Origin of the sequence: Streptomyces sp. NPDC001828, assembly GCF_042892175.1 — a bacterium.
Classification (GTDB): Bacteria; Actinomycetota; Actinomycetes; order Streptomycetales; family Streptomycetaceae; genus Streptomyces.
In genome coordinates this window covers 29,225-42,712 of the sequence record NZ_JBIATV010000008.1, presented here as the reverse complement: position 1 = coordinate 42,712, position 13,488 = coordinate 29,225, and the positions used below count along the sequence as shown (strand labels likewise).

At 71.4% G+C, this 13,488-nt stretch carries 9 protein-coding genes; 7 read left to right on the top strand and 2 right to left on the bottom strand.

Going from position 1 to position 13,488, the window contains the following annotated elements:
• Nucleotides 1–61: 61 nt before the first annotated feature.
• The 4 genes from ACFYZA_RS22320 to ACFYZA_RS22305 are packed head-to-tail and all read left to right on the top strand — an operon-like array spanning nt 62 to nt 6,358.
• Complete coding sequence (locus tag ACFYZA_RS22320) at nt 62–796, top strand: SDR family oxidoreductase (protein WP_388492309.1); 735 nt, start codon at nt 62–64, stop codon at nt 794–796.
• Between the two features lie 41 nt (nt 797–837).
• Nucleotides 838–2,943 (top strand): glycogen debranching protein GlgX, encoded by a 2,106-nt coding sequence (glgX, locus tag ACFYZA_RS22315; RefSeq protein WP_382595618.1) that lies wholly within the window; start codon nt 838–840, stop codon nt 2,941–2,943.
• Nucleotides 2,940–5,099 carry an AGE family epimerase/isomerase gene (locus ACFYZA_RS22310; protein ID WP_382595615.1) on the top strand — a complete coding sequence of 720 codons (2,160 nt, stop codon included), beginning with the start codon at nt 2,940–2,942 and terminating at the stop codon, nt 5,097–5,099. Before glgX ends, ACFYZA_RS22310 begins: the two co-directional genes overlap by 4 nt.
• A 59-nt stretch (nt 5,100–5,158) precedes the next feature.
• Nucleotides 5,159–6,358 (top strand): IS701 family transposase, encoded by a 1,200-nt coding sequence (locus tag ACFYZA_RS22305; RefSeq protein ID WP_382595612.1) that lies wholly within the window; start codon nt 5,159–5,161, stop codon nt 6,356–6,358.
• Between the two features lie 96 nt (nt 6,359–6,454).
• Here ACFYZA_RS22305 and ACFYZA_RS22300 read toward each other — a convergent pair whose 3' ends face one another.
• The gene (locus ACFYZA_RS22300; RefSeq protein ID WP_382595609.1) at nt 6,455–8,011 is read right to left on the bottom strand and encodes an ABC transporter family substrate-binding protein; all 1,557 of its coding nucleotides are present in this window, start codon (nt 8,009–8,011) and stop codon (nt 6,455–6,457) included.
• A 264-nt stretch (nt 8,012–8,275) separates the two neighbouring features.
• On the opposite strand from ACFYZA_RS22300, the gene ACFYZA_RS22295 reads away from it, so the two are divergent.
• Genes ACFYZA_RS22295 through ACFYZA_RS22285 form a run of 3 tightly spaced genes read left to right on the top strand, consistent with a single transcriptional unit; the run spans nt 8,276 to nt 12,233 of the window.
• Nucleotides 8,276–9,259 carry an ABC transporter permease gene (locus ACFYZA_RS22295; protein WP_382595606.1) on the top strand — a complete coding sequence of 328 codons (984 nt, stop codon included), beginning with the start codon at nt 8,276–8,278 and terminating at the stop codon, nt 9,257–9,259.
• On the top strand, nt 9,256–10,137 hold the full coding sequence (locus tag ACFYZA_RS22290) for an ABC transporter permease (RefSeq protein ID WP_382595603.1): 882 nt from the start codon (nt 9,256–9,258) through the stop codon (nt 10,135–10,137). Before ACFYZA_RS22295 ends, ACFYZA_RS22290 begins: the two co-directional genes overlap by 4 nt.
• Nucleotides 10,134–12,233: a dipeptide ABC transporter ATP-binding protein gene (locus ACFYZA_RS22285; RefSeq protein ID WP_388492306.1), complete on the top strand. Its 2,100-nt coding sequence runs from the start codon at nt 10,134–10,136 to the stop codon at nt 12,231–12,233. The genes ACFYZA_RS22290 and ACFYZA_RS22285 overlap by 4 nt, the downstream gene beginning before the upstream one ends.
• Before the next feature lie 4 nt (nt 12,234–12,237).
• Here ACFYZA_RS22285 and glgA read toward each other — a convergent pair whose 3' ends face one another.
• Complete coding sequence (glgA, locus tag ACFYZA_RS22280) at nt 12,238–13,434, bottom strand: glycogen synthase (protein ID WP_382595597.1); 1,197 nt, start codon at nt 13,432–13,434, stop codon at nt 12,238–12,240.
• Between the last annotated feature and the right edge of the window lie 54 nt (nt 13,435–13,488).

Sequence of the window (13,488 nt, the reverse complement as noted above, 5' to 3'; positions counted from 1 at the left end):
GGAGACGGGTCCCCAACTCCCTGACCGATCGACCGATCTGATTCTCTTTCAGGAGACTTCCGTGAACAGTCCGATCGCAGTGATAGGCGGTACCGGCCGGGTCGGCCGGCTCATAACGCGACGGCTCATCGACCGCGGCGAGGCGGTGCGCGTCGTCGGCCGCAGCGTCGAGCGCGGCCGGGACGTGCCGGAGCCGGCCCAGTTCTTCCTCGGGGACGTCCGCGAACCGGAGGCGCTGCGCATCCCGCTGCGCGGCTGCTCCGCGATCGTCTACACCGTGGAGCCCGGCACCGATCCGGCGGGTCCCGACAGCCCCGAGTCCACCCTGCACACCGGGGTCCGCAACGCGCTCGCCGCGGCCTTCGGGGGTTCCGTGCTCCCGCAGTTCGTCCTGGTGAGCCAGCGCTATGTGACCCGCAGGGACCACCCGATGAACGCCTACGGCCGGATGCTGGACTGGCGTCTGGCCGGCGAGGACGCGGTGCGGCTCTCGGGCCTGCCCTACACGGTCGTGCGGCCGAGCTGGCTGACCGACCTGGACGGGGACGCACGCATCACCCTCGAACAGGGCGACCGCAGGGACGGCTACGTCTCCCGCCAGGACGTCGCCGAGGCCTGTGTGCAGGCGCTGTACTGCCCGTCCGCGCGCGGGGTCACCTTCGAGATGCGCAGCGAGCCCGGCAGCGGGCCCACCGACTGGGAGCCGCTCTTCTCCCGGCTCCGCTCCGACGAGCCGGCCCGCGAGGCCGGTGCCCGCCAGTTACTGGATCCGGTCCCCGACCGGGCCATTGCTTGACCATCCGCTTGACGTCGAGTCATCAGACCAGGGAGGCACCCGTGACCGAGGCGCCGCAGATCACCGCAGGACGGCCGCAGCCACTGGGGACCACGGTCGACGCCGACGGGGTGAACTTCTCCGTCTTCTCCGAACACGCCACGCGCGTGGACCTGTTGCTGTTCGACAAGTGCGACGACCCCGAGCCCTCCCGGACCATCCAGCTGCACCCCGACCGCCACCGCAGCTTCCACTTCTGGCACTGCCACGTCCGGGGGCTCGGCGCCGGGCAGGTGTACGCGTACCGGATGGACGGGCCGCACGACACCAGCCGGTCGGGTGCCCGCTTCGACCACCGCAAGGTGCTGCTTGACCCCTATGCCCGCGCCAACATCAACAGCCGCTGGGAGCGCACCCAGGCCATCGGTCTCGACGACAACGTCGCGCACTCCATGCGCAGTCTGGTCGTCGACCTCGACGACTACGACTGGGAGGGCGACCAGCCGCTGCGCACCCCCATGTCCGAGACGGTCATCTACGAGCTGCACGTGCGGGGCGCGACCGCCTCACCGACCGCGCACGCCGAGAACCCCGGCACCTTCTCCGCCCTGACGGAGAAGATCCCGCACCTCAAGGAGCTCGGGATCACGGCGGTGGAGCTGCTGCCCGTCTTCGACTTCGACGAGACCCAGGTGCTGCGCACCGGCCCGGACGGGAGCGAGCTGCACAACTACTGGGGCTACGACCCGTACGGGTTCTTCGCCCCGCACACCGGCTACTGCTCCGAGCCCCATCTCGCCGGCCACATCGCGGAGTTCCGCGACATGGTCAAGGCGTTCCACAAGGCGGGCATCGAGGTCATCCTCGACGTCGTCTTCAACCACACCAGCGAGGGCAACGAGTACGGGCCCACCATCAGCTTCCGCGGCCAGGCCAACGAGGCTTACTACCACCTGTGGCCGCAGGACCGCAGTCACTACATGGACTTCACCGGCTGCGGGAACGCGGTCAACGCCAACCACCCGATGGTCACCAAGTTCATCCTGGAGTCCCTGGAGTACTGGGTCACCGAGCACCACGTGGACGGCTTCCGCTTCGACCTCGCCTCCGAGCTGTCGCGTGGCGCGCTCGGGTACGAGATGGCGGTGCCGCCCGTCCTGTGGGCGATCGAGCTGTCCCAGGTGCTGGCCGAGACCAAGATCATCGCTGAGCCGTGGGACGGCGGCGGCCTGTACCAGGTCGGCCGGTTCCCGGGGAAGCGCTGGGCGCAGTGGAACGGCCCCTTCCGGGACGACGTACGGCGCTTCGTGCGCGGTGACGCCGGTCTCGTGGGGGACATAGCCGCCCGGATCGGCGGCTCCGAGGACCTGTTCGGACCGCAGCAGGAACTGCCCACCAACAGCATCAACTTCATCACCTGCCACGACGGCTTCACCCTCAACGACCTGGTCAGCTACGACGAGAAGCACAACTACGCCAACGGCGAGGCCGGGGCCGACGGGGCCGGCGAGAACTTCAGCTGGAACTGCGGCGTCGAGGGCCCCACCGACGACCCCGAGGTCGAGCGCCTGCGGGTGCGGCAGATGAAGAACCTGCTCGCCGTGCTGATGCTCAGCCGCGGCGTGCCGATGCTGCTCGCCGGCGACGAGTTCCGCAACTCCCAGGGAGGCAACAACAACGCCTACTGCCAGGACAACCCGACCTCATGGCTCGACTGGCACCAGGCCGAGAAGGAGCAGGAGACCTGGAACTTCACCCGACGGCTGATCGAACTGCGCAGGCGCTACCGCACGTTCCGTGAACCGCGCTTCTACAACGGACACCTCAACTCCCGTCTGCTGCCGGACGTCACCTGGCACGGCACCAAACTGGAGCAGCCCGGCTGGGAGGACACCCACGCCCGGGTCCTGGCCTGCACGCTCGGCGGTTTCAACCAGGACCCCGACCTGCATCTGATGCTGAACATGTACCACCTGGGCCTGGACTTCGAGCTGCCCCGGATCCGCGGCCGCCGCTGGCACCGCGTGCTCGACACCGCGCGCCCCGGCCCGTACGACATCCTCCCCGCCGGACAAGAGGAGCTGATCGACGACTACACCTTCCATGCCCACGGCCGCAGCGTCGTGTTGCTGGCGGCCTTGCCTGACGAGAAGGGCACCTCTCGATGAGTGGATCTGCCGAACGCCGCACGTTCTCCGACACCCTGGCGGGCTACGTCACTTACTACAGCCCCACCCAGCACCGTTTCGGTCTGCGCACCTCGGACGACCGGGAATTCACCGTCCACCTGCCCCGCAATGTCTCCTCGCGCATCGTGCGCAACCTCGGTGACGACTACCGCGACACCACCGCGAACACCCAGGACATGCTCGCCGAGGGCCGTTACCTGTTCGCCTACGGAATCACCTACCAGTGGGAGGGCGGAGAGCGCTTCGAGGCGAAGGAGATCACCTTCCCCGAGGAGAGCCGCGGCTCCTACGTCTTCGAGCACCCGGCGTGGTGGGTCCAACAGGCCGCCGCCGTGGCCGACTTCTACCTGCGCGGGCACTTCCCCGACGGCAAGTACGACTGGCGCAACTTCCGCACCCATCTGACGCTGAGCGGTACACATCTGCCCGACTTCGACGGCGCCGACGTGCGCCAGGAGACCGACACCATCTCGCGGCTCGTGTACGGCCTGTCGACCGCGTACCTGCTGACCGGCGAGGACCGCTTCCTGGAGGCGGCCGAGAGCGGTACCGAGTATCTGCGCGAGCACATGCGGGTCACCGACGCGCAGGACGGGATCATCTACTGGTACCACGGCATCGACGTGACCCGCAGCGGCCAGCGCAAGGTGTTCGCCTCGGAGTTCGGCGACGACTTCGACGCGATCCCGATGTACGAGCAGATCTACGCGCTCGCCGGGCCGACCCAGACCTACCGCATCACCGGCGACCCGCGGATCCTGGGCGACATCGACGGCACGGTGGCCCTGTTCGAGCGCTACTTCCGCGACCGCGACCTCGGCGGGTTCTTCTCGCACCTGGACCCGATCACGCTCGACCCGAACGCGGACTCGCTGGGCCGCAACCGGTCGCGCAAGAACTGGAACTCGGTGGGCGACCACGCCCCCGCGTACCTGATCAACGCCTATCTCGCCACCGGGCGCGAGGACTTCGCGGCGCTCCTCGAAGAGACCGCCGACACCATCGTGGAGCGCTTCCCGGACGAGGAGACCAGCCCGTTCGTGCAGGAGCGCTTCCACGCCGACTGGAGTCCGGACCGCACCTGGGGCTGGCAGCAGGACCGCGCGGTGGTCGGGCACAACCTGAAGATCGCCTGGAACCTGACCCGCATCAAGGCGCTGCACGACAAGACCGAGTACGGCGTCACCGCGGACCGGATCGGCGAGATCATGCCGGCCGTGGGCAGCGACCAGCTGCGCGGCGGCTGGTACGACGTGGTCGAGCGGCGCCCCGACCCGGACAGCGGCATCCACCGCATGGTGTGGCACGACCGCAAGGCGTGGTGGCAGCAGGAGCAGGCGATCCTCGCCTATCTGATCCTGGCCGGCACCTCGGGCGACCCCGAGCAGCTGCGCCTGGCGCGTGAGGCCGCGTCGTTCTACAACGCCTTCTTCCTCGACTACGAGGACGGCGGGGTCTACTTCAACGTCCTGGCCAACGGCATCCCGTATCTGCTCGGCACCGAGCGGCTCAAGGGCAGCCACGCCATGGCCGGTTACCACGCGCTCGAACTCTGCTATCTGTCGGCCGTCTACACGGGCCTGCTGATCAGCAACGACCCGCTGACCCTGCACTTCCGGCCGCGCCCGTGCGATCTGCCGGAGCGCGTCCTGCGGGTCGCTCCCGATCTGCTGCCGGCCGGCTCGGTGGAGCTGACCCGGGTGTGGGTGGACGGCGTGCCGTACCACCGCTTCGACAACAAGGAACTCACCGTCCAGCTGCCCGAGGGGGACATGCCGGTGCGGGTGCGCGTCGAGCTGGAGCCGGCGCAGATGCGGCTGCGGATGCGCACCGAGTTCGACGGCGACACCGCGCACATCCGCTGCGACGGGGTCATCGACGCGGCAGAGCTGGAGAAGTTCCGCCGCATTCTGGGCGAGGTCATGGCCGCGCAGCCGCAGCGGGTGGAGTTCCACCTGTGCCAGGTCACCGAGATGTGCCGGCCCGCGATCAACGAGCTCCTCTTCCAGCGCACCAAGGCGGGTCTCGACGCCGACTTCGTCATCGTGGGCTGCACCCTGCCGGACGTCGCCGACGCCCTGCTCGCCACCGACGCCTTCCTGCTCGAAGGCGGCGACGAGTGCGCCCATGAATGACCTCATCCGTCCGCTGGGCTCCAGCGCCACCGATCGATTCGGACACTCCCGGGGGCACCGTGTCTTCCATCCTCCAACTCTCCGAGGCCCGCAAGGCTCCTGCGACGGCGGACTTCGCCGCTTACTGCCAGGACCTGTTCGTCGCGCTGACGCGCTCGGACCAAAGACGCTGGGGCGAGGTGTATCTGCGCGGTCTGCTCGACGTACCGGGCCGCAAGACGCCCACCCGGATCTCCGAGCACGTCCTGGGGCACCGGGCCGTGCAGCAGCTGCAGCAGTTCGTGCACCAGAGCCCGTGGGACTCGGGGCCGGTCCGCCGGCGGATCGCCGAGCGGACGGGCGCGGTGTTCCGCACCGAGGCGTGGGCCGTCGACGAGGTGGTGTTCGCCAAGAACGGTGACCGCTCGGTCGGGGTGGCCCGCCAGTACGCGCCGTCCCAGGAGCGTACGGTCAACTGCCAGCTGGCGTACGCCACTTCACTGGTGGGGACCGGCGGCGGTCTGCCGGTGAACTGGCGGCTGCTGCTCCCCCAGCGCTGGGACCGGGACGAGCGGCTGCGCGGGCAGGCCCATCTGCCGGAGGAGGAGCACTGCCGGCCGCGCTGGAGCTATGTCCTGGAGGCGCTCGACGAGATGACCGAGGAGTGGTTCCTGGAGCCGCAGCCGGTACTCGCCGACTGGCGCTGCGAGAGCGATGTGGAACCGCTGTTGCGGGGCCTGGAGGCGCGCGGTCACGGCTACTTGATCGAGGTGTCCCCGAGCACCGGGGTCACCCTGCCGCGGCCGCACGCCGCCTCCCCCGCGACCCGGGGGACGGTGACCGAGCTCGCCGAGCACGTGGCGCGCCGCGACGAGCGCACCCCGATCGCCTGGCACGACCGGACCACGGAGCGGATGCGGCGCTCGCAGTTCCTGTCGGCTCCGGCGCTGCTGTGCTCGGAAGGGGCGCAGCACTCGGCGCACCGGCAGCGGCCCCGGCACCTGGTCACGGACTGGCCGTACGGCCGGCCCACGCCACGTGCCTACTGGCTGACCAATCTGCCGGCCCGCCGGCTCGCCGAGGCGATTCCGCTGGCGCAGTTGCGCAGTCTGTCCGCGGACGGTCTGCGCAGGCTCCAGGAGGACTTCGGGCTCGGTGACTTCGAGGGCCGTTCGTTCCGCGGCTGGCACCACCACGTCACGCTCGCCTCGGCGGCCCTCGCGTTCGACGCGCTGAGCCGGCACAGCGAGGAGGAGTGGCTGAGCGGGCAGGGCGCCTGACACCGAGGGGCGGCCGGGCGGGCGGTCGCCCGGCTCCCCGATACGTTCAAACCGGCCGTCCGCCGGGCCGATCCGGGGCCCGGCGGACGGCCGGGGCTATGTGGTCCAGCCGACCGCGGCGAAGTCGGTGTCGCCGAGGCCCGGTATCCCGTAGTTGGCCAGGCCCTTGCGGACCGCCATCATCTGGGGGCGCTGGTAGAGCTCGATGTCGTGGCCGAGCTTCCAGATCTCCGCGTCCGCCTGGTTGTAGAGGCGGGCCGCGGCGGCCGGGTCGAGCGTGCCGGAGGCCTGCTTGAGGAGGTCGTCGAGCGCGGGGTCCGAGATCCGCCCGTAGTTCTGGAAGCTCTGGGCACCGCGCGGCAGCCGGTAGATGGCCCGGGCCTGGCTCGGGTAGGTGAGATCGGCGAAGCGGAAGATCGCCAGGTCGAAGTTGCCGACGTCGAGGTACTTCGGCCCGTAGTCGTCGGCCGGCACCTTCTGGATCTCCACCGCGATGCCGACCTGCCCGAGCATCTGCTGGAGCAGCTGGGCGAGGTCCAGGCCGAGCCGGTTGGTGGACTCCGCGATCACGAAGCGCAGCTTGAGGGTCTGGCCGCCCTTCACGCGCGGCTTGCCCGCGCCGGCTGACGTCCAGCCCGCCTTGTCCAGGAGCTGTTCCGCCGCCTTGGGGTCGAATCTGCCCCACGGGCCGGAGTTGTCGGCGTATCCGGGCTGGTTGGTCATGAAGATGTGGTTGCCGAGCAGGGGCACCCCCACGGGCAGCCCCTCGGCCGCGACGTCCGCCAACGCCCGTCTGTTGACGGCCTGTTGGACGGCGTGGCGGACGTCGATGTCCTGGAGCGGGCCGCCCGCTCCGTTGAGGCTGACGTGCACCTCGTCCCAGGCCGAGCCGATCCGCACGGTGCTGTCGGGGGCCGCCTTGAGCTGCTGGTACGCCTCGGCCGTGGCCGCGTTGACGGCGTCGATCTCGCCGTTGAGGTACGCCTGGAGGGCGGCGGCGGGCAGCAGCGCGCGGAAGACCACCTTGTCGAGTCGGGGTCTGGCGCCCCACCAGTCCGGGTCGGGCACGGCGGTGACGGACTGGGTCGTACGGTCCATCGAGGCGATCTTGAACGGGCCCGCGGTGACCGGGATCCGGGCCCGCCAGCCGTCGTTGAACTGCTCGGGCGTGCTGGTGGCGGACGCCGGGAAGAGCGGGTCGAACAGGCGCTGCCAGTCGGCGTACGGGGAGCGGAAGACGACCTGCACCTCGCTCGGGTCGTCGCCCTGGCGCACCTCGGATATCTGGTCGTAGCCGGAGGTGTCGGCCACCAGATAGCGGTCGTCGCCGCGACCGAGCGCCTTCCACTGGGCCGTGAAGTCGGCGACGCCCAGCGGCTTTCCGTCGGACCAGCGGGCGTGCGGGTTGAGCCGGTAGGTGACCGTCTGGGGCGATGTTGTCGTGACGGAGGCGGAGAGCAGGTAGTCGGGGTCGGCGTGCGGGACGCCCTTGGCGTCGCGGCGGAACAGCCGGGGCTCGACCAGGCTGTCGATCTCCGCGGCCTCGCCGATGGTTCCGGCGGCCTGGTTCACGTTGTACTGCGTGACCCACTGGGAGGTGGCGAGGGTCAGGGTGCCGCCCTGGCGGAGGTTCTGCGGTGGCTCGCGTCCCATGTCCTCGGTTCCGGCGGCGGGAACGCTCATCGTCCGCGGGGGCCGCGCTTCACGTGGCGAGGACGTACACCCGGCGAGTGCCAGTGCCGCCGTCGCGCCCAACGCCGCCCACATCCGCACCCGACATAACCGAGCCACTCCAGCCTCCATTCTGACGGATCGTCAATTAGCCGAACTGATCTGCGATTTATGGCACGGACCTTAACATTGCGGCATGTCAGGCCGGTGAACTGTCCACGCCCGCGCCCCGTTCGAGGAGACATTTTGGTCGGCCGCTTGTCCAAGCGCCTCGCCCACGGCGCGCTGCTGCTGCTCTGCTCGGTCTTCCTCTCCTACGTCATCGCCTCCGCGGCGCTCAGCCCGCGCGCCTACTTCGAGGACCGCCAGCCGCGCCCGTCGGCCGCGACGGTCAGCCACGAGCTGGCGCTCCTCGGCACCGACGACCGGACGCCGGTCCTCGGGCGCTTCGGGCACTGGTCGTGGCGGGCGGTCCACGGCGACCTCGGGCGCACCGTCGACGGGGAGTCGGTGAACGCGGAGTTCGGCCGCCGGATCGGGGTGTCCACACGGCTGCTGCTGATGGGCACCCTGATCGGCACCGGGCTCGGCGTGCTCGCCGGGCTGTGGGCCGCACTGCGCCGGCACCGGCTGCCCGACCGGGCGCTGACCGTGTTCTCCTTCCTCGTCCTCTCGGTCCCCACGTTCGTACTCGCGCTGCTCTTCAAGGAGGGCGCCCTCTGGTTCAACCAGAGCGCCGGCCACACCGTCATCCGCTACACCGGCGAGCGCACCCCGGGTCTGACCGGCTCGTTCGCCACCCACCTCAAGGACCGGGCGGTGCACCTGGCGCTGCCGGCGGCCACGGTCGCCCTCGGCGCGGTCGCCTCCTACAGCCGCTACCAGCGGGCCGCGACGCTCGACGTGCTCGGCTCCGACCATCTGCGCACCGCGCAGGCCAAGGGGCTCACCCCGGGCCGGGCCCTGCTGCGGCACGGGCTCCGCACCTCGCTGATCCCGCTGACCACCTTCTTCTCATTCGGATTCCTGACCCTGTTCACGGGGGCCGTGTTCACCGAGCAGATCTTCGGCTGGCCGGGCATGGGCAGCTGGTTCATGGACTCGGCGCAGAAGGGCGACATCAACTCGGTGGTCGCGGTCAACCTGTTCGCGGCGGTGAGCGTGCTGCTCGCGGGCTTCGTCGCGGACGTCCTGCACGCGGTCCTCGACCCGAGGGTGCGGGCCCGGTGAGCGCGGAGCCGATCGTGCTGCGCGGCCGCGGTGCCACCGCCGCCCGGGCTCTCCTTCGCTCGCCCCGGGCGCTGACCGGCCTCGCGATCCTCGCGGGGCTGTTCGCGCTGGCATACGCGGGCCCGTATCTGACCCGCTGGAGCTACACCGACATCGACTACACGGCGCTGCGGAGCGCCCCGGGCGCCGAGCACTGGATGGGCACCAGCCGGATCGGCCAGGACGTGTTCGCGCAGACCGTGCGCGGGCTGCAGAAGTCGCTGCTCATCGGCGCCCTGGTGGCCCTGGCCAGCACGGCGCTCGGGGCCGCGTTCGGCACCTGCGCGGGGTACTTCGGCGGCTGGGTCGACCGGGTGCTGATGTTCGCGGTCGACCTGATGCTGGTGATTCCGGGCTTCCTGCTCCTGGTGCTGCTCGCGCCGCGGCTGCGCGGGCTCGGCTGGCCCGCCTTCGCGGGGCTGCTCGCCGCGCTCGGCTGGATGATCACGGCACGGGCGGTACGCATCATGACCCTGTCCCTGCGTGAGCGGCCCTTCGTGGCCGCCGCGCGGCACATGGGAGTGGGCCCGTTCCGGATCATCGCACGGCACGTCCTGCCGCACCTCGCCTCGTTCCTGATCACGGACGCGACCGTCGCCGTGGCCGCCGCCGTGATCAGCGAGACGGGCCTGTCCTACTTCGGGTTCGGGGTGCAGCCGCCGGACGTGTCGCTCGGCACGCTCATCGCGTCGGGCACCGACGTCGCCCTGACCTGCCCGTGGATGTTCTTCTTCCCGGCCGGCCTGCTGCTGCTCTTCGTCCTCGCCGCGCATCTGGTGGGCGACGCGCTGCGGGACATCCTCGACCTCGGGTCCGACCGGGCGGCGGCCCTGCGATGACGGCCCCCACGGTGCTCGACGTCAAGGATCTGCGCGTGTCCTACGCGGACGCGTCGGGCACTGCTGTGCCGGTCGTGCGCGGGGTGGGGTTCACGCTGCGGCGCGGTGAAGTGCTCGGCCTGGTCGGCGAGTCGGGGGCCGGCAAGACCGCGACCGCGCTCGCCCTCCTCGGGCTGCTGCCGCCGGGCGCCCGGGTGGGCGGCTCGGCCGTGCTGCTCGGCACCGAGCTCATCGGTCTGCCGGTGCGCGAACTGGCCCGGCTGCGCGGCCGCCGCATCGCGATGGTGTTCCAGGACCCGCTCGCCGCTTTCAACCCGGCGCAGCGCGTCGGCGACCAGATCGGCGAGGCGCTGCGGATCCATCAACAGCCGCGCCCAGGACGGGAGTCGGCGCGCCGCCGCGCCCTGGAACTCCTGGAGGGGGTGCGCGTCCCCGACCCGGCCCGCACCGCGCGCTCGTACCCGCACGAGCTGTCCGGTGGCCTCCGCCAGCGCGCCATGATCGCCATGGCGATCGCCAACGAACCCGATGTGATCGTCGCCGACGAACCGACCAGCGCCCTCGACGCCACGGTCCAGGCACAGGTCCTGGACGCCCTGGACAGCGCCCGCCGCGCCACCGGAGCCGCCCTCCTCCTGGTCAGCCACGACCTGGGGGTGATCGCGGGCGCGGCCGACCGGGTGGCCGTCATGTATGCGGGGCGCATCGTCGAAACGGCGCCCGTGGACGCCCTGTTCGCCGCCCCGCGCATGCCCTACACCGTGGGCCTGCTCGGCTCGGTGCCCCGCCTGGACGCCGCCGTGCCGCTCACCCCGATACCGGGCGCCCCGCCGCTGCCGGGGGAGCTCGGGCCCGGCTGCGCGTTCGCCCCGCGCTGTCCGCTCGCGGCGCAGAATTGTCGCGAAGTCGACCCCGAACTGGCAGGATCCGAGGGCCACTTGGCAGCATGTGTCCGCCCGGACGCGGTCGCCGAACGGTCCGGTGCCGGCCTCTTCCCCGCCTCCGCCCCGGCCCGCCGCACTCCCCCGGGCGGCGCCCCGCTCCTTCGCGTCACGGGCCTCGCCAAGTCGTATCCGGTGCCCGGCCGTTCGGCCGCGCTGCCGCGCAGACGGCCCGGGCAGCGCCGGCTCGCCCTGGAACGGGTGGACCTGGAGGTGCGGCGGGGCGAGACGGTGGCCCTGGTCGGCGAGTCGGGCTCCGGCAAGACCAGCACCCTGATGGAGATCATCGCGCTCGGTGCGCCCGAGTCCGGGTCGATCGAGATCGCCGGGTACGACACGTCCGCGCTGAGCCGCGCCGAGGTCCGCAGGCTGCGCGGCTCCGTACAGATCCTGGTGCAGGACCCGATGGCCAGCCTGGATCCACGCATGCGGGTCGCCGACCTCGTCGCCGAGCCGCTGCGCGCCCAGCGGTTCCCCAAGGAGGTCATCGCGGCGCGGGTGCCCGAACTCCTGCGCCGGGTCGGCCTCGACGCAACGGACGCGGAGCGCCGCCCGCAGCGGTTCTCCGGCGGGCAGCGCCAGCGCATAGCGCTCGCCCGGGCCCTCGCCGTCGAACCCGAACTGCTGCTCCTGGACGAGCCGGTGTCCGCGCTCGACGTGTCGGTGCGGGCGGGCATCCTCGATCTGCTGCGGCGGCTGCGCGAAGAGCGCGGCCCGGCCTGCCTGTTCGTCACCCACGACCTGGCCGTGGTGCGCCAGATCGCCGACCGGGTGGTGGTGATGTACGGGGGCCGGACCGTGGAGAGCGGGCCGGTCACCGAGGTCTTCGAGGGCCCGCGTCACCCCTATACGCGCGCCCTCCTGTCGGCGGTGCCGCTGCCCGATCCGCCGGCCGAGCGCTCGCGCGTCCATGTCGTGCTGCCGGGCGAGCCCCCGGGCGCGGCGGAAGGCTCGGCTGGCTGCCGCTTCCGCGGCCGCTGCCCGGTGTACGCGGCGCTCGGCGCCGAACGCGACCGGTGCGAGCGGGAGACGCCGGTGCCGGTCGGCGCGGAACCCCTGTCCGGGCACACCGCGGCCTGTCACTTCCCCGACGACGCCGAGGGGGTGTTCCTCCGGCTCGGCTCCGAGCCGGAGGAACACCCCCCGGTGCGCTGAGAGTTCACCCCCGATGGGCCGCGACCGCGCCGCGGTACACCTCCAGGGTCCGCTCGGCCACCTTGTCCCAGGAGAAGTGCTCCACCGCCCGTGCCCGGCCCGCGGCCCCGAACGCGGCGGCCCGGTCCCGGTCCTCGATCAGGTCGTTGACGGCGTCGGCGAGGCCGGCCGCGAACTTGTCGGGGTCGACCGGCTCGCCCGTGGCGTCGGGCAGCGCCTCGAAGCCGACGAGCCGCCCGGTCACCCCGTCGTCGACGACCTCCGGGATCCCGCCGACGGCGGAGGCCACGACCGGAGTGCCGCAGGCCATCGCCTCCAGGTTGACGATGCCCATCGGCTCGTACACCGAGGGGCACACGAACACCGTCGCGTGGGTGAGCAGTTGGCGCACCGAGTCCTGGTCCAGCATCCCGTCGATGCGGAAGACCCCGGTGCGTACGGCGCGCAGTTCCTCGACGAGGGCCGCGACCTCGGCGGCGATCTCGGGGGTGTCGGGCTGTCCGCAGCACAGCACCAGCTGGGCGTCGGAGCGCAGCCCGAAGGCGGCCCGCAGCAGGTGCGGCAGCCCCTTCTGCCGGGTGACGCGGCCGACGAACAGCACGATGGGCAGATCCGGGTCGATGCCGTGCCGCTCCAGCGCGTCCAGGCGCGGGTCGGGCCGGTAGGCCTCCGGGTCGATGCCGTTGTGGATGACGTGCACCCGCTCGGGCCCGGCCTCCGGGTACACCCGCAGGATGTCGTCGCGCATCGCGGCCGACACCGCGACGAGCGCCGAGGCGGAGCGCACGGCGGTGCGCTCCATCCAGCACGACAGGGCGTAGCCCCCGCCGAGCTGTTCGGCCTTCCAGGGCCGCAACGGTTCCAGGCTGTGCAGCGTCATGATGTGCGGGACGCCGTGCAGCAGGCCCGCGAGATTCCCGGCCATGTTCGCGTACCAGGTGTGGCTGTGGACGACGTCCGCGCCGGCGCAGTCCGCGGCCATCGCGGCGTCCGCCCCCAGAAATCCCAGCGCGGCGTCGGCGGCGGCCAGCTGCGCCGGTGGCTCGTACGCGTCGACCCCTGGTTCCGTTCTGGCCGCGCCCAGGCATCGCACCCGGACGTCGGCGAGCCGGCGAAGGCCCCGCGTCAGCTCCGCCACGTGAACGCCGGCTCCGCCGTAGACCTCGGGCGGATATTCACGGGTGAGCAGATCGATTCGCACTGCCTCTCCTTCCGTTGTCGGAGACCCTGGGCGCTCAGCAGCACGGTCCTTCGA

What these genes read in the sequence shown, in the direction of transcription:
- ACFYZA_RS22310 (WP_382595615.1), top strand. Translation starts at nt 2,940, where the DNA reads ATGAGTGGATCTGCCGAACGCCGCACGTTCTCCGACACCCTGGCGGGC.
- ACFYZA_RS22300 (WP_382595609.1), bottom strand. Translation starts at nt 8,011, where the DNA reads ATGGGACGCGAGCCACCGCAGAACCTCCGCCAGGGCGGCACCCTGACC.
- ACFYZA_RS22285 (WP_388492306.1), top strand. Translation starts at nt 10,134, where the DNA reads ATGACGGCCCCCACGGTGCTCGACGTCAAGGATCTGCGCGTGTCCTAC.